Annotated in this window: 13 protein-coding genes and 1 tRNA gene; 8 read left to right on the top strand and 6 right to left on the bottom strand. The window is 57.1% G+C overall.

Translation table 11 applies throughout. From position 1 onward, the window contains the following. Window positions 1-5: 5 nt before the first annotated feature. Window positions 6-2,162, bottom strand: coding sequence for an alpha-galactosidase (locus FGU71_RS09500; protein WP_142788341.1), 2,157 nt, complete (start codon window positions 2,160-2,162; stop codon window positions 6-8). A gap of 78 nt (window positions 2,163-2,240) precedes the next feature. On the opposite strand from FGU71_RS09500, the gene FGU71_RS09505 reads away from it, so the two are divergent. The 6 genes from FGU71_RS09505 to FGU71_RS09530 all read left to right on the top strand — a co-directional run bounded on the left by FGU71_RS09505 (window position 2,241) and on the right by FGU71_RS09530 (window position 9,640). Then, entirely contained in the window at window positions 2,241-3,692 is a 1,452-nt protein-coding gene (locus tag FGU71_RS09505) for an SLC5 family protein (protein ID WP_142788342.1), read from the top strand. A gap of 31 nt (window positions 3,693-3,723) precedes the next feature. Further along, on the top strand, window positions 3,724-4,764 hold the full coding sequence (gene truB / locus FGU71_RS09510; protein ID WP_142788343.1) for a tRNA pseudouridine(55) synthase TruB: 1,041 nt from the start codon (window positions 3,724-3,726) through the stop codon (window positions 4,762-4,764). Window positions 4,765-4,775: 11 nt separating this feature from the next. Next, complete coding sequence (gene rpsO, locus FGU71_RS09515) at window positions 4,776-5,045, top strand: 30S ribosomal protein S15 (protein ID WP_142788344.1); 270 nt, start codon at window positions 4,776-4,778, stop codon at window positions 5,043-5,045. 232 nt (window positions 5,046-5,277) lie between these two features. Next, window positions 5,278-7,581 carry a polyribonucleotide nucleotidyltransferase gene (gene pnp, locus FGU71_RS09520; RefSeq protein ID WP_142788345.1) on the top strand — a complete coding sequence of 768 codons (2,304 nt, stop codon included), beginning with the start codon at window positions 5,278-5,280 and terminating at the stop codon, window positions 7,579-7,581. Between the two features lie 167 nt (window positions 7,582-7,748). After that, a complete protein-coding gene (locus tag FGU71_RS09525; RefSeq protein ID WP_142788346.1) occupies window positions 7,749-8,810 on the top strand; it encodes a class I SAM-dependent methyltransferase in 1,062 nt (353 codons plus the stop codon). Window positions 8,811-8,956: 146 nt separating this feature from the next. Then, the gene (locus FGU71_RS09530; RefSeq protein WP_142788347.1) at window positions 8,957-9,640 is read left to right on the top strand and encodes a polyamine aminopropyltransferase; all 684 of its coding nucleotides are present in this window, start codon (window positions 8,957-8,959) and stop codon (window positions 9,638-9,640) included. A 15-nt stretch (window positions 9,641-9,655) separates the two neighbouring features. On the opposite strand, the gene FGU71_RS09535 is transcribed toward FGU71_RS09530, so the two are convergent. The 3 genes from FGU71_RS09535 to FGU71_RS09545 all read right to left on the bottom strand — a co-directional run bounded on the left by FGU71_RS09535 (window position 9,656) and on the right by FGU71_RS09545 (window position 11,902). Next, entirely contained in the window at window positions 9,656-10,486 is an 831-nt protein-coding gene (locus FGU71_RS09535) for a DUF481 domain-containing protein (RefSeq protein ID WP_234035772.1), read from the bottom strand. A gap of 100 nt (window positions 10,487-10,586) precedes the next feature. Next, window positions 10,587-11,111 carry a DUF1993 domain-containing protein gene (locus FGU71_RS09540; protein ID WP_142788349.1) on the bottom strand — a complete coding sequence of 175 codons (525 nt, stop codon included), beginning with the start codon at window positions 11,109-11,111 and terminating at the stop codon, window positions 10,587-10,589. A 98-nt stretch (window positions 11,112-11,209) separates the two neighbouring features. Continuing rightward, on the bottom strand, window positions 11,210-11,902 hold the full coding sequence (locus FGU71_RS09545; protein WP_142788350.1) for a GcrA family cell cycle regulator: 693 nt from the start codon (window positions 11,900-11,902) through the stop codon (window positions 11,210-11,212). Between the two features lie 91 nt (window positions 11,903-11,993). Between FGU71_RS09545 and FGU71_RS09550 the strand changes: the two genes are divergently transcribed. Continuing rightward, the gene (locus tag FGU71_RS09550) at window positions 11,994-12,893 is read left to right on the top strand and encodes an ABC transporter permease (protein ID WP_142788351.1); all 900 of its coding nucleotides are present in this window, start codon (window positions 11,994-11,996) and stop codon (window positions 12,891-12,893) included. A 4-nt stretch (window positions 12,894-12,897) separates the two neighbouring features. Here FGU71_RS09550 and hspQ read toward each other — a convergent pair whose 3' ends face one another. Beyond that, the gene (gene hspQ, locus FGU71_RS09555) at window positions 12,898-13,278 is read right to left on the bottom strand and encodes a heat shock protein HspQ (RefSeq protein ID WP_142789078.1); all 381 of its coding nucleotides are present in this window, start codon (window positions 13,276-13,278) and stop codon (window positions 12,898-12,900) included. A 219-nt stretch (window positions 13,279-13,497) separates the two neighbouring features. Here hspQ and FGU71_RS09560 point away from each other — a divergent pair. Beyond that, window positions 13,498-13,587, top strand: a tRNA-Ser gene (locus FGU71_RS09560). Window positions 13,588-13,672: 85 nt separating this feature from the next. Here FGU71_RS09560 and FGU71_RS09565 read toward each other — a convergent pair. Next, on the bottom strand, window positions 13,673-16,837 hold the full coding sequence (locus FGU71_RS09565) for a glycosyl hydrolase (protein WP_142788352.1): 3,165 nt from the start codon (window positions 16,835-16,837) through the stop codon (window positions 13,673-13,675). Window positions 16,838-16,842 lie beyond the last annotated feature (5 nt).

Raw genomic sequence — 16,842 nt, forward strand, 5'->3', positions numbered from 1 at the left:
TACACTCACTCGCAGGCTTCAAGGTGATAGATCAGACACGTATCGGGGAATGTTAGCGGCGGCTGCATACCATGTCCCATCAACGCCGCACCTGAAAAGATGTGCCCGTCACCCATCAAATCGGTCTCGTCGATGATTGAAGGGGTGCTGATGGAGGGGTTGTGAAGCGGCCAGATCAACCGCACACGATAATCCATGTCAGGCAATAGCCCGCGAAACTGGATGCGCCGCGGCAAGGTATCAAGCGACGTGTCCAGCATCGTATAGCTGAACAGACCTTCGCGTTGATCGGCGGCAATGCACCCGACCAGATTGGTTGCTTCGGCGCTTTCGAGACGGTTAAAGCGGCCCTTGTGGATCAGATCGCGGTGTTTCTTGTGCAGCGCGATGCCCGATTTCAGGATCGCCAGATCGCTTTCTCGTTCGGCTCTGAGGTTCAGCTCCATTCCCATATGGCCAAGCATCGCGCTGCCCACGCGAAACGCCATGCCGAATTTGCGCCCGGTGATATGGCAGGTGCGCGGACCGACATGATTGCCGAGCACGCTGAGCGGGAAGAAATGGCTTGCGCCGCGCATGATATGCTGACGCTGACGCGCATCGTTGTTGTCCGATGTCCAGATCCGGTCAGTATGACGCAAAATGCCGAAATCGGCGCGCGCACCGCCCGATGAACAGCTTTCGATTTCCAGCTGAGGATGCGCGGCGCGCAGCTTTTTCATGAGGTTGTAAACCGCGCCGGTTTGCCGGTGCATCACCGCGCGCCCTTCGCTGCCCGGATGGGGCGTGTCGCGGTTCATGTCCCATTTTATATAGGCGATCCGGTATGTGCTCACCAATTCGCTGATGCGGTCGAACAGATATGCGCAGACTTCCGCCTTTGTAAGGTCCAGCGTCAATTGTCCGCGAAACGGCACCGTATCAACGCCTTCCAACCCAAGCACCCAATCGGGATGCGCACGATACAGATCGCTGTCGGGATTGACCATTTCCGGTTCGAACCAAAGGCCGAACTCCATCCCCAATTCGCGGACTTTATTGGCCAGCGGATGCAGCCCATCGGGATACAGCTCTGGCGTTACCCACCAATCGCCCAGTCCAGCGCCATCATGGCGGCGCGATCCGAACCAGCCATCGTCCAGCACAAACCGTTCTGCGCCAACATCGGCAGCGGCCTGCGCCAAATCGAGCAGGGCGGCTTCATCATGATTGAAATATACCGCTTCCCACGTGTTGTAATGGACGGGACGAGGTTTTGGCTGGGTGCGTTTGTCCATCACCGCTGTGGTCAGATAATCGTGAAATGCATGGCTCACCGGATTGAGGCCAGCATCGGACCAACACGCGAGAAAGTCGGGCGTTTGATAGCTTTCGCCCTCGGAAAGACAGATTTCGCCGGGCAGGAGCATTTCGCCCATTTGAACGATTGAGCGCCCGTCATTGTGCCGGTCTATGCGCAGGCGGTGATTGCCGCTCCACGCCAGATGAAAACCAATTGCCATTCCGGCATTCTCACCGGTTTGCGGTGTCGCCATGATACCGCCGGGAAAGACATGATGGCTGGTCCTGCCCGATGCGTTTTCGCGCACAATGCTGCCTTTGAATTCGGGGACTTCCTCGATCGCAAATTCATGTGCCCATTTGCCGGTGAAGCTTAAAAACCGCGTCAGGCGTGGGTCAATCGGCAGGCACAGCGCGGCGCACCAATCCATTGCGACATCGCCGGCGCGCGTGTTCTCAATACTGGTGCTACACACCAACATGCCGGTGGCGGCGTCGAGCTTGAGGATATGGCGTGCGGCGATGCCAGCGTGCCGGTCGATACAGTGGACCGCGATTTGGGATGCGGATGCCTGATCCACGCGCGCAACGCGAAGATCAATTGCCCAGTCTTTGCCCGATCGGTGCGCGGTGAGGCCTGATGGCCCGGATATGCCCGTGCCGACCTCATTAAGAAATGATCCGCGCAGCGGCACTGCGGCGCTTCCCGGTGCGTGCTGCTGTGTTGAAAGCAGCGCCAGTTCCTGCGACGAGACGTTGGGCAGATCGCGCCCCGCATACAGCACAATCGGCCGATCACCGTGGCTGGCTTCAAGCGCTATCAGAGCGCCGCCTGCGCGCAGTTCATAATATCGGGGAGAGGCTGTCGTGGTCGCATTCATTACCCATCGCCATGCGGCACTCAATTGGCTAGGACAAGCCATAACCGCCAGCAGAGCGGTGCTGGGAGTACCAATTCGATGAACTTAGTCCAGATCGCGGTTTTTGTAGGTATAACCGCGTTGATCGCCTTTGCGACCTATCTGCATTGCCGTGGCAAATTGAGCGATGGCCATTCCGGCGAGAAGGATTACTTCCTCGCGAGTGGCGGTTTGAAATGGTATTTTATAGCAGGCTCGATCACGCTCACGAATCTTTCGACCGATCAGCTGATCGGGATGAACGGTAACCAGATGGCCTTGCTCGCATGGTGGGAATTTGCGGCGGTCGCCGGCCTGCTGATCCTGACCTTCGTGTTCCTGCCGGTGTATTACAAAAACAACTGCACGACGACGACAGAACTGCTTCAGAAAAAATACAATGACAAACATATACGCGCGCTTATCAGCGTGCTGTTTTTGTTCGGTAATCTGTTCATTTTCCTGCCCGCGATCCTGTATGGCGGATCGTTGTTTCTGCTTTCAATGGTTCAGCTGGACACGGGTCTGGAAAACATTCTTGTCGTGTCGGTCATCCTCGCCGCTGTCGGCGCCGCTTACGCGATTTTCGGCGGACTGCGCGCTGTTGCCGTGTCGGACACCTATTCGGGCATTCTGATCCTCAGCCTTGCGTTGCTGGTTGTTTATCTCGCGCTTCAGGCGATTGATTTTGACCTCACCGGTATTCCTGCAGAGCGCCTGACGCTCATCGGCAGCAATGATAGCCCGATCCCGTGGCACACATTGCTGACTGGGATGATCTTTATCCAGACATTTTACTGGTCAACCAACCAGACCATAACGCAGCGTGCCATGGCCGCGCCTGATATCAAGGAAGCGCAAAAAGGCGTGCTTGCCGCAGCGGGCATCCGCTTGCTGATCGTGCCCGCCATCGTCGTGATCCCCGGTATCGTTTCGTACAAACTGTATGGCGATGTCGGCGATGCTGCCTATGGCCAGATCGTCGGTGATGTTCTGCCAGTGTGGCTTTCCGGCGCATTTGCAGCCGCTTTGGCCGCGGCCGTGCTGACAACGTTCAATTCGATCCTGAACGCATCGGCCGCGCTGTATGTTTGCGACATTCACGAAGCGTATGTGGACCGCCCAAAATCCGTCGCCAAACTCAGCGCGATTGTTTCCATTGCGATGTCGGTTCTGGCGCTGGCGCTCGTGCCATTCTTCGCCAGTCAGGAAAGCCTGATCAACACCGTTCAGGAACTGTACGGGCTGCTTTCCATGCCGATCCTGAGCGCGTTCATCGTGTGCCTGCTGTTCAAAAACGTAAAAGCGGGAGCGGCCATGATTGGCGTGGTGACCGGTGTAGCGTTTTACGGGTTCTGGAGCATGATCTGGCAGCCCGCCCACTACATTCACGGCATGGCAGTGACGCTGGTATTGTCCATCGCGATCGCATTGGTGATGAATAAACTGGCCTATGGGCTGACCCCGCAATTTTCGCTTGGCGGTGCGGATACCGCTCCTGAAGCGGCTTGAGATGCTCGGTTTAAGGTCCTAGCGCGGCGAGATGAATTCTAATTCTGCCCCAAAACACCCGCCCGGGCGTCAGCCGCTTTCGGGCTGGATCATCCTTGACAAACCGCGCGGGCTTGGCTCGACACAGGCGGTTGCTGCGGTGAAGCGGAACCTGCGCGAAGGCGGCTATGCCCCCACCAAAAAGGACATGCCCAAGGTCGGGCATGGCGGCACGCTTGATCCGCTGGCCGAGGGTGTTCTGCCGATTGCGCTGGGTGAGGCGACCAAACTGGCCGGGCGGATGCTCGATGCCAGCAAGATCTATGAATTCACGGTCCAGTTCGGGGAGGAAACCTCCACGCTCGATACCGAAGGCGCAGTGACGGCCCGTTCTGACCGGTTCCCGCCCATGGCGGCGGTCGCAGCCATGCTGGAGCATTTTACCGGAGAGATTGAACAGATCCCGCCGGCTTATTCCGCGATCAAGGTCGATGGCAAACGCGCCTATGATCTGGCCCGGGGCGGCGAGGAAGTGGAGCTGAAGACCCGCAAAGTCACGATCCATTCGCTGGAAATGGCATCGGGTTTCAGCGCGTCTCAAGAGGTCGGTTCAGCCTTTGCCGATACCGCCGGACGGCCCGACCCGTATGATCCAACTGCACCGCTAGTCATCGCCACTAGCGTCACGTTGACCGCGCATGTCTCTAAAGGCACATATATCCGGTCTCTTGCACGGGATATCGCGCGCGCTCTTGGAACTGTTGGTCACGTTACCTATCTCAGGCGGATCAAGGCCGGTCCGTTCCACCAGGATCAGGCGATTTCGCTGGACAAACTCAACGGAATCGGTAAGGGCGCGGGCCTTGAAGACCTCCTCCTGCCGCTCGGGGCGGGGCTGGACGACATCCCGGCCCTAATTCTCGATCAGACAAGCGCGCAGGCGGTCCGTCAGGGCCGGGTCTTGTCTGAACTGCCCCAACCATCTGGGCTTTATTGTGCGATGCTGGATAATGTTCCGGTAGCGCTCGTTGAAATTGCAGATGGCACGGCGAAAGTCGTACGGGGTTTTAACCTTCCCGATGTCGCTGAGTAAGAGAGAATAATATGTCGGTTTCACCCGAGCGTAAGCAAGAAGTTATCAAAGAGAATGCCCAGGCCAACGGCGACACGGGCAGCCCCGAAGTCCAGGTTGCGATCCTTACCGAGCGCATCAAAAACCTGACTGGTCACTTCAAAAGCAACCATAAAGACAACCATTCGCGCCGCGGCCTTCTGATGATGGTCAATAAGCGCCGTAATCTGCTCGCCTATCTGAAAAAGAAAGACGTCGAGCGTTACAACGCCCTGATCCAGAAACTGGGTCTGCGTAAATAAGAGTTTCGTGAAGGGCGGCTCCGCGGGGTCGCCCTTTTCGCATCTGGGGAGGAACAATCGGGAACCGGTTCACGGTATCCCGAACTTCTCGTAAATAAAGGCCCGCACCGCAATTCGGCGATGCAAGCCTTTGGGGCACAGTTTTAAAGCCCCGCACCGGTCCGGGCCGGCACACCCGGAAACAAGTAGGCCCCGCAATGCAATGTGGCAGGCGGGTTCAGAAGGAAAATACATGTTCGATAAGAAAACCGTATCGCTGGAGTGGGGCGGAAAGACCCTCACCCTCGAAACAGGACAGATCGCCCGTCAAGCAGACGGCGCCGTTCTGGCCACCTATGGCGAAACCGTGGTGCTGTGCGCAGTCACCGCTGCCAAATCTGTGAAAGAAGGGCAGGATTTCTTCCCGCTCACCGTTCACTATCAAGAAAAATTCTCTGCAGCTGGCCGTATTCCGGGTGGCTTCTTCAAGCGTGAAGGCCGCGCGACCGAAAAAGAGACGCTTACATCGCGTCTGATCGACCGTCCTTGCCGCCCGTTGTTCCCTGAAGGGTTCTACAACGAAATCAACGTCATCTGTCAGGTGCTGTCGTATGACGGCGAGACCGAACCAGATATCGTCGCCATGATCGCGGCATCGGCTGCGCTGACCATTTCGGGTCTGCCATTCATGGGCCCAATCGGCGCGGCACGCGTTGGTTACAACAATGAAGGCGAATACGTCCTGAACCCGACAGTCGCAGACGCGCTGGGTGAAGACGGCAATCTCGACCTCGTTGTTGCGGCAACACAAGACGCCGTGATGATGGTCGAATCCGAAGCGAAAGAACTCACCGAAGAGCAAATGCTCGGTGCGGTCATGTTCGCCCACGAGGAAAGCCGGAAAGTCATCGGCGCGATCATCGATCTGGCTGAACAGGCTGCAAAAGAGCCATGGGAACTGCCAGCAGTTTCTGACAATTCGGACATGAAGGACAAACTGAAAGCTTTGATCGGTGATGATATCGCCGCCGCTTACAAGATGACCGACAAGTCCGAGCGTTCCGATGCGCTGAATGCTGCCCGCGCCAAGGCGAAGGAAGCATTCGCCGAGGAAGACGGCCAGACACAGATGACGGCTGGCAAAGTTGTCAAGAAACTGGAAGCGGAAATCGTTCGCGGCGCTATCCTTAAGGATGGTCAGCGTATCGATGGCCGTAAGACCGACGAAGTTCGCCCGATCGAGGCGATGGTTGGTTTGTTGCCGCGTACCCACGGTTCGGCGCTGTTCACCCGCGGTGAAACGCAGGCGATCTGCACCACCACGCTGGGCACCAAGGATGCAGAGCAGATGATCGACGGGCTGGAAGGCCTTTCGTACAACAACTTCATGCTGCACTATAACTTCCCGCCATATTCGGTCGGTGAAGTGGGCCGTTTTGGTTTCACCAGCCGCCGCGAGACCGGCCATGGTAAGCTCGCCTATCGCGCGCTCCATCCGGTTCTGCCATCGGTTGAGGATTTCCCTTACACCATCCGCGTTTTATCAGACATCACCGAGTCCAATGGCTCGTCTTCGATGGCAACGGTTTGCGGTGGCAGCCTCTCGATGATGGATGCAGGCGTTCCGCTTAAGCGTCCGGTTTCGGGTATTGCGATGGGCCTGATCCTTGAAGGCGAAGATTTCACCGTCCTGTCCGACATTCTGGGTGATGAAGATCATCTTGGCGATATGGACTTCAAAGTGGCCGGTTCCGAAGAGGGCATCACCAGCCTTCAGATGGATATCAAGGTTGCCGGCATCACGCAGGAAATCATGACTCAGGCGCTTGAGCAGGCGAAAGCTGGCCGCGCGCACATTCTGGGCAAGATGACCGAGGCCCTCAGCGGATCACGCGGCGAAGTCAGCAAGCACGCTCCACGTATCGAGACGATGCAGATCGACAAGTCGAAGATCCGCGACATCATTGGTACAGGCGGCAAGGTCATTCGTGAAATCGTTGCGGAAACCGGCGCTAAAGTCGATATCGACGATGAAGGCACGATCAAGATCTCGTCTTCCAACGCTGATGAAATCGCAGCGGCTAAGGCTTGGATCGAAGGCATCGTTGAAGAAGCCGAAGTCGGCAAGATCTACAACGGCAAAGTCGTCAACATCGTTGATTTTGGCGCATTCGTGAACTTCATGGGCGGCAAGGACGGTCTCGTCCACGTGTCGGAAATGAAAAACGAGCGCGTTGAAAAACCAACGGACGTTGTTTCCGAAGGCCAGGAAGTAAAGGTCAAGGTTCTCGAAATCGACCAGCGCGGCAAAGTCCGTCTGTCGATGCGTGTCGTTGATCAGGAAACCGGTGAAGAGCTGGAAGACACCCGCCCGCCGCGCGAAAGCAAACCGCGCGGTGATCGCGGTGATCGCGGTGATCGCGGCGGCCGTGGTGGCGATCGTCGTCCACGTGGCGGCGGCGGTGGCCGCGGCGGTGATCGCGGCCCACGCGGCGGCGGTGACAAAGGCGGCGACAATGATGGTCCCGCTGCAATGCCGGACTTTCTGAAGGACTAACTCCTTCGTGAATTTATCAAAAAGGCCGTCTGGGTAATTCCAGGCGGCCTTTTTTGTTCTTTCTGGCTGCGATGTGGTAAATCACCGCATGAGGATCGAAGGTGCGCATTTTGGGCACCGATACTGTCCCGCCGGGCGCTTCGTTTCAACTCAATGGAGGACGCCTTATGTCGGAAGCAATCAACGAAGCACGCTTGGAAAAAGTCGCAGGCAAAGCGGTTGGCGATGTCGCCAGCGCCTTGAGCATATTCATGGCCTATCTTGGCGATCAGGCCGGAGTTTTTGACACTCTGGATGGTATGGGGCGCGTCACATTGAGTGAGCTGTCCAAGGCGACCGATCTTAACCCCAAATACCTGCACCAATGGCTCGGCTCTGTCGCTGCTGCGGGCTATGTCAACTTCCACCCGGAGGATGACACATTCTCGATCTCACCCGAACAAGCCCTGATCTTTGGAAGAGAAGGACAGCCTGCCTGTATGCAGGGGTTCTTTCAGGCTGTCGTTTCGCAATACGATGCCAATGTAAAAGCCGTAGAGACGTTTCGGACAGGGGCAGGGCGCCCTTGGAGCGACCAATCGCAATGCTGTTTTTGCGGGACGGACAGGTTTTTCCGTCCGGGATACGAGGCCATGCTGGTTAGCGAATGGATACCATCGCTGGGCGGCGTCGAGGACAAGCTTAAATCCGGTGCCAAGATCGCAGATATCGGCTGCGGGCATGGTTCCTCCAGCGTCCTTATGGCCAAGGCTTTTCCCAATTCGAAAGTCTACGGGTTCGATTTCCACGCTCCCTCGATTGATGAAGCCAAGGCCAAGGCAAAGGCGGCAGGGGTCGACAATGTCGAGTTCGCTGTTGCCAGTGCGCAGGATTTTCCGGGCGAGGATTACGATCTGGTCTGCATTTTTGACGCCTTGCATGACATGGGCGACCCTGTTGGGGCCTCAGCCCATATCCATGGCGCATTGAGCGGTGACGGCACTTTCATGCTGGTTGAGCCGATGGCTGGGGACGCGATGGCGGATAATATGCACCCTCTTGGGCAGATCTATTATGCGTTCTCGACCACGGTTTGCACGCCATGCTCGCTGGCGCAGGACGTAGGCCTTGGTCTCGGCGCACAAGCGGGGCAGAAACGCCTCACCGACGTGCTCAACCAGGGCGGCTTCGCAAATGTCCGGCGAACGGCTGAAACGCCTACGAACATGGTTCTTGAGGCGACCGGCTAACTCCTCGGTTCGAAGCCGGAATTCTGTGTTCAGATAATGTCGGGGCGGCAAAGGTTGCCGCCCCGACAGATCGTTTGTCGGATGCAGGCACAGGAAACTCACTGGCGGGCTATTCGCCCCGAGCGACATGATCTAAGGCCGATTTCATGCTAGAACGCAAACAGATTGCCCGCGCTCAAATCCCCGGCGGGGAAGAAGAGCTCACCCTCGTCAGCCATGGCCGCGATTTCATCATCATGCTTGGCCGTGATGAGTTGATGGGCACACGGATGCAGTTTTCCGAGGAACAGCTCGCCGAGCTGACTCTGGCCGAGCTTGCTGTGGCGAAACCGCGCGTGCTTATTGGCGGGTACGGGATGGGCTTTACCTATCGGGCTGCTTTGGCAAATTTGCCTGAAGGCGCGCAGGTCCGCGTGGCCGAGATCGTGCCGGAAATCCTTGACTGGGCGGCGGGGCCGCTTGCGCATCTAACAGGCGATACTCTGGATGATCCGCGCGGAGACATCCGCATTTGCGACGTTTCGGCCTTAATCGATGATGCCAATGATGGCACGTGCGCGAAATATGACGCGATCATGCTGGATGTTGATAACGGGCCGGACGGGATTGTTCGGGACCACAACAACCGCCTGTATTCGCGCACCGGACTTGCCAAGGCGCATGATGCGCTGCGCCCGGGCGGTGTTCTGTCCGTATGGTCGGCCGCAATCGATCACAAATTCACCCGGCGTCTGATGGATTCCGGGTTCGACACCGAAATGCGCGAAGTGCGGGCGCGGCCCAATAATAAAGGGCCGCGCCACACGATCTGGTTCGCCAAAAAACGCTAAACGGCTTTCGAGCGCCTAAAAATCATAGATGATCGTTACACGGCTGAGCGTGTCTGTCTGAACGGCGCCTAATGGCGGATTCGTGTCATGCTCCACCGTGTAGGAAATGCTCGCTGAAAAGCCGCCGCCCAGACCGGCTGAAAGGCCGGTTGTGCTGACATAGGTGCTGTTGCCCGATTGAACGAAAGCACTGGCATCTTCGGTCAATTTCAGATTTTCCGCAATTCGCCAGTCAAAATCAAGCGCAGCAAGACCTGCCAGCGAGCTATCGGAGGCGCCCCCGGTAAATTCCGTCTGACGGAATGCCGGGCCGGCTTTGACAGCCAATTGCATCGCATCGGTATCGATTACCCGATACCCGAGGCCTCCCGATGCGGAATAACGCGCTGAAAAGCCTTGAAACGTATCACGCTCATATTGGCCCAACCCGTAAGCGAATAGGCGATCGGAGATGTTATAATTGGCCTCGTAAGCGGCCAGAAACTGCTCGCGCGTGGTGACGCCGTTCGTCTCCTGATAATCGACGAGACCGGTCAGTTTATGGCGCCAGTCGATACCCACCCGTTCCAGCTTCAGACCGGCTGTAATACCTGTATTGGATGAATTGCCTGTGCTGCGAAACGCCCCCAGCTGCCCTTCGCCTGACCAATTATCGAACAGGCCGGCATTGCGGATTTCCGCCTCTTTCTGCTGGGCGGCGTACAGCTGATCTTTCGCAAGATCGCGCTCGTACTGCGCGAGGATTTTATCCAGCTCTTCGCCAGCATCAGGGTTTGTCTCACGCGCGAGTTCAATCACGGTGCGAACCTTGCCTTCATCGCCGCTTTCAAGCGCGGCATCGATCATGGCGCTCACAGGAGCAGGAATGTCTGCCAGGGCAGCGCTAGGCAATGTTAGCAGGGCCGCGGCGGTGAGCGCGGCGATAGATGATCCAGATTTTAACATTTTACCCTCGTTTAATGCGCACTGCGCCCAGGAAATCGGTTTTGCCAATCGACACGCCAAGCATCCGTGCGATTGAAAATGCTGCGCTCGCATGGAAATAAAAGTTCGGCTGGCTAAAACTGAGCAGGAAATCCTCGACTGTGAAATCCATCCCGCGATCCTTGAATTCAAAGCGCATGTCGCGGCCGATCCAGCTTTCCATCTGTTCTTCGTCATGCGCTTTCACGATTGCCCGCGCATCGGAAAGTTTGGTTCGCAACCCTTCGAATGTTGAGGGCGGCGGGTTCAAATCGGGACTGTAAACGCCGTCTTGCACGGCTTGCAGAGACCCTGCGGTATGTTCCGCGACGCTTTTGATTTGATACGAGAATGGCAGCATATCCTCGATCAGGCGCGCATTGATGATCTTGTCATGATCGCAATCCTGATCGCCGCACCACGCCTCTGTTTTGTTGAGCAGGTGATCGGCTGTTCCCAGCATTTGCAGGGCGCTTGGCACAAACGCGGCGTGAAGTGATAGCGGCATCGATATCTCCTAAGATCTCTCGGAATTTGGGTGTCTATTACAAAAAGGCCCGCCGATGGAAACCGGCGGGCCTTGTAAAATTGTATTGACCGTCTGGCTTAGCGGACGCGCGGACCGCCAAATGGCAAAGGCGGCGGAGGCCGGCGAACGCCTCTTGGTAGCTGTGCCTGATAGGCCCGCCCGCAATGTTCGACGCAATAAGGAAAGCCCGGATTTACCGACTGGCCGCAGAAGTGAAAATCCGGTTCGCCGGGATGGCCCATCGGCCAGCGGCAAACTTTATCGGAAAGATCAAGCAGGCTTGTCTTATCAGCGATGTCCGGGCTGGGCTTGGCCGGAACCAGACGGCGCGGCGGCGCAGGCGGGATTGGCGGCTGCTGGTCACCTGGACCCTGACGCAGAAACCCGCCTGGTCCAACGGACACAATCTTTGGCAGGTTGGGCGCTGGGTTGGGCACCGGCTGCGACGGCGCGCTATCGTTGCCAGTTGCTGGTGCATCGGCGTTGACGGGCGCAGGCGCGGCCTTTGGCGGAGCTGGCTTTGCCGCAGGTTTCGGCGCAGCCTTTGCCGCCGGTTTGGGCGCAGCTGCCTTGGCCGCCGGTTTTTTGGCGGCTTTCTTTTTGTCGTTGGCTTTTACCGGGGAGGGGCGTGATTTCAGCCCGAGGCGGTGCGCTTTGCCGATGACAGCATTACGGCTGACGCCGCCCAATTCTTCTGCGATCTGACTGGCAGTGCTGCCGCCTTCCCACATTTTCTGGAGCGTTGCGATACGCTCATCAGTCCAGCTCATAAATCTCTATTCCGTTCTCGTCTGTGTAAGGCGCGGTTTCAACCCGCTCACGCCTTGTCAGTTGTCTGTCAAAGCCCTACTCGGCGATGCTATGCAAAAGCAAGCATCTCCTAACCCTTCGGCAAGCCCTGATCGGGACATCAATTCCGGATCGTATGCAACCTCAGGCAGTATACGGTTTCCGGCTCGCGGCGAACCGGTGATTACCGGGATCAATCGCGTAGGCCTGTTCGCTCTCTATATGAAGGAGGTGCGCCGGTTTCTCAAGGTGCAGACGCAAACGATATGGGCTCCGGCGGTCACAACGTTGCTGTTTCTGGTCATTTTTACCGTCGCATTGGGCCGTGAAGGCCGCGAGGTTTTAGGCGTTCCATTTGCGAGTTTTGTCGCGCCCGGCCTGATTGTCATGGGTATGATGCAAAATGCTTTCGCGAACTCTTCGTTCTCGCTGCTCTCGGGCAAGATCCAGGGCACGATCATAGATTTGCTTATGCCGCCGCTTTCGCCGGGGGAATTGATGGGTGGGATTGTTCTCGCTGCGGTTACGCGCGCTGTTGCCGTCGGCTGCGCGGTTGCGCTGGCAATGAGCCTTTGGCCCGGCGTCAGCTTGAGTGTGGAGCATTTATGGGCTGTCGTTTGGTTTGGCTTGATGGGATCGGTCATGCTGGCTCTGCTTGGGCTTGGCACGTCGATCTGGGCTGAGAAATTTGATCACAATGCTGCGATTACGAATTTCGTGATCGCCCCGCTTTCGCTGCTTTCGGGCACATTCTACGTGATCGATAATCTGGCGCCCGCGTTTCAATCGGTCAGCCGGGCAAACCCGTTTTTCTACGTGATTTCGGGCTTCCGTTACGGTTTTCTGGGAGAGAGCGATATCGGCAGCAGCAGCGCGGTAATGACCGCCGCGATCGGCATTGCCGCGTTCAATATACTGCTCGCGTTGATCGTTTATCTGGTGCTGCGTTCCGGTTGGAAGCTGAAAAGCTGATCAATCAATGAGTGAGGGACCGGCGCATCCGGTACCGACCATCTTTGAACTGTTCAAACAATTGCGGAACGGTGGGGTGATCGACTGGCCCACCTTCCATATCAGCGATCAGATTGCCCTGACTGACATAGGCGACATAGCTTTCATCCTCGTTTTCGGCGAGCAGATGATAATATGGCTGGTCACGGGGAGGGCGCATGTCCTCGGGTATCGATTGATACCATTCCTCGCTGTTGGCGAAAACCGGGTCGACATCGAACACGACCCCGCGGAAATCGAATATCCGATGGCGCACAACCTCGCCAATCCCGAAACGGGAGCAAGTTTGTCGCGGCGCATTGATCGTGCGCCCAGCCTGTGTCGAGAAGAACTCAGAACGTTCCATACAAACGAAGATATGGTCTTTCGCATTGGCAAAACAACCATTCGGAACTGTATCCGCCAAGATATACCCGTTTTTTGTGGCCGAACAGGCCTTGGCAATGATGGGAAGCTGCGCTAACGGGCGCGCTCTTGGTTGCACAATGTGATCGTCCATCGACCGGACAAATGCAGCAAGAATTCTGTACGCCTCCCCTAATGGCATGGGCGTGAGCAGGTATGCGGAGAGATGCCGGAGTGGTCGAACGGGGTAGTCTCGAAAACTACTGTGCCCTTACGGGTACCCAGGGTTCGAATCCCTGTCTCTCCGCCATTTGCCCCCAGCACCAGTCTCTGGCTTCAGGACGTCCGCGCCAAACTGTGCTGTGCGTCTGATCGCAGCGTGTCGCTGGATCCGGTTACTCGATTGCACTTTCACGGAGCAATTGGACCGGACCAATCAAACCAGATGGCACGAGCGGATCATCGTTCTTGAAGAAACTCTGCGTCGAGAAAGTGCGCCTTGGCCCTGGCGGAAGTGGCTCATTGTCACTGTACCATTTGACCATATTGTTGTTCGGCCAGTGTTCCGCCACGACAAAACCGCTGGTATCCTCCAGACCGGCATCACCGATCAGGCGGTTCACCCACAGGTTGGCGATTTCAATTTCGAGGACATTCTCTCCCGACCGCACCGCTTTGGTGGCGTCGAGCGTATAAGGCGGCGTCCACAGCGTGCCCAGATCAACCCCGTTCAAGGTAACGCTGGCGACAACTTCGACCTGCCCAAGATCGAGCAGCAAGCGACCCGTTTTCGCGGCTCCACCGCCTGACCAGTTGAAAGTATGCTGGTATCTGGCCTTGCCCGAAAAGTGCCTGATTTCAGTATTCTTGGATGATCTCAGGTCGAACAGCGCGGGTGCCTCGAACGGAATGGTGTCGCTGTAGAGCGGATCGAAGGCGATCGACCACGGCCCTGTCAGTTCTTTTTCAAGCGTATTCGCAACGGCCTGAGGTGCAGCAAAAGCATTGCCCGGATCAAAGACCAGGAACGCTGATTGACCTGCTAACAGATCAATTTGCACTCCTGTTCTGCCACCAGCCTCCAGCTTTGCAGGCATCGGGCGCACCGCGCCTGTTACCGGATCCCACAGCGCAGGCGCTCTGCCGCTTACATCGAAAGACAGATCATATTCGGCAGTTTCTTCCCCGAGATTGAGCAGGAAAAAGACATCTATGTCTCCCACTTTGCGCTGGGTGAATAAGGGGAGGGGACCGGCAGAGCTGACCCGCGCAGTCAGGCCTTCCATCGCAAAAACCGCTTTCGCGTCGTCGCCTTCATGGCGCATAGCCACGGGAACACCGGCCTCGCGCGCGGCCTGCATCCGAGCCAGCGCAGCCTTGCCGGGCGCGCGGTTCTGCGGCCACCAGATCATACTGTAACTCTGCCCGTTAGGCAGTACCATTTTCCCGTCGACAAAGCGTGAGCGAGACAGAAGGCTCTCTTCATTAAGGCAATCAAACTCTGTGCCCGCCGGCAAACTGTCGGCGAGGTTCTTTTTCTCAGGGCAGGAGACCGGGCTATCTTCGCCGACATACATGGCAATATCGACGACCGGTAAACCCTGTCTGAGCATGTAATGCCCGCGCGCCATATATTCGAACCACGCTTTGCCGCCTTTATCCCACCACGGCTGGGTCCGGTCAAAATGCGAACCGTAACGGTTCATCGTCATACCGGGCATTACATGGGTGTTCGCCTGATGGGCAAAACGATGAAACATGAACTGGTTGATACCGTTCACCCATGCCCTGTCGCCCCATTTTTTTCCAAGCGCCGGTGAGAAATGCCAATTGATCGATGCGAAGGCTGTGAAGGCTTCGGCTGCGATCATCTTTTTGGCGTAAAGCCGCCCTGCAGAGACGGCATCGTTCAGCTGCGCAACCTCGCGCCCCATCCAGAATTCACCGGTGGGGACCGATGCGGTGGATCCGATATCAACGTCGTCAGATGGCCCCATTCCATAAGGCTGCACGTAACTTTCCAGCCCTTGGCTTTCCATCATTTCGGCAAACACGCCGTAATAATTGTCGCGGATCAGATCGGCGTTAAAGGACCGTATCCCGGCCAACATGTCGCGGGTCTCTTTCGCACTGGAAACGAGCCGTCCGGTGTAGATCGGCAGCCACGGGATAATGGATTGGCCAAACTTTTCCGCGAACAGGTCTTCGTATCCGCTGGTCCAATTCTGACCGCCGACCTCGTAGCTGTCGATCATCACACCGTTTGTGGCGCTAGGCGCAACGGCTCTCGCGCGGTTAAGAACGGGCCCGATAAAACCGTCATAATGCGCTTTGAATGCGGCAGGCGCGAATTTGTCGACCTCGAAACCGGTGCCTTCGGGGGACGCGATGACATTGGTCGCGCCGGTTGAGGTGTATCCAAACCGCAGAACCGTCCAGTCGCCAGAAGGGAGAATGGCGGTAAGATTGCCTGCATCGTCAAGCGAACCCGAAAGATCGATAATTTGCGCCGGGTCGATGAGTGTACCGGCGGCGCTATCAAGCTGCTCGGGCAATTGTGTGCCTGCGCCCTGCGCCATGCTGGTATGCAAAGTCACATCGGGAATTCGGGGGACTGCCGATAATATCAACTCGCCAAACTCAATTTCCGCCGCTGTGCTGACCCGGAAATAGCGCGCCGTTACGCCGGCAAAAGCATCATCGACCATCCATTCAAACTTGCCGATACGGCGTGTCTTGAAAGTTTTAACGCTTTCCCAGGTCATCCCGTCATCCGATTTCTCAAGGCTCGCCACAAGTCCTCTGGTCGGCGAGTTCTCCAGCAGCAGGCTTCGGATTGTTACAGGATCATCGTAGGTGAATTGAACCCAGCCCGGCTGCTCCTTGCTGGCGGGCAGAATTGCTCTGGTTTCGCGATTGCCGTCGGTTGCCAGATCGACGGCAAAGCCCGGATCAGACGCGGTGACAGACGGGCTCAATGTCGCATCAATTTTTTCCGTCGGCAGAGCCGGATACGCAATGACGGCGATGTCTTCATACAGATTGGCGCGCGATACCGGCCTGGCCAGTTTCGCATTCACTCGCCCGCCTGCGATAATGGCCTGGCTCCAGACGATCCGTTTCATCGACTGTTCGGGCGTGATCCACGGCCCGCCGCTGGATGACCAGCCATCGGCATTGTGGAAATTGAACAGCAGACCAAGACGCTCGCATTCTGCGGCGACGTGCGCGATCAGGTCCAGATGCTCGGGCGAGTTGAAACGCACTGTACCGTGCGGAATACCCTGCGTAACGTGAAACAGCACGATGCCGCCGATCCCGGCTTCGGCCATTGCTTCGAGGTCTTTTGTGATCCCCTCGCGGCTCATGTTGCCGCTCATGACGTGGAACCACGTCATCGGGCGGGCTTCGGCAGGCGGCGATTTGAACTGCGCTCTCATCTGCTCGATGGTAGGGGCATCAGTGTCGGGTGTAGCGGCCACTGCTCCGGAAGCTGCCAACATGAGCCCGGCAACGCCTGCCGTTAAACGCACTCTCGATGCGGCAAATCCAAGTTTCACGGCCT

This window comes from Erythrobacter insulae (assembly GCF_007004095.1).
Lineage (GTDB): Bacteria > Pseudomonadota > Alphaproteobacteria > Sphingomonadales > Sphingomonadaceae > Erythrobacter > Erythrobacter insulae.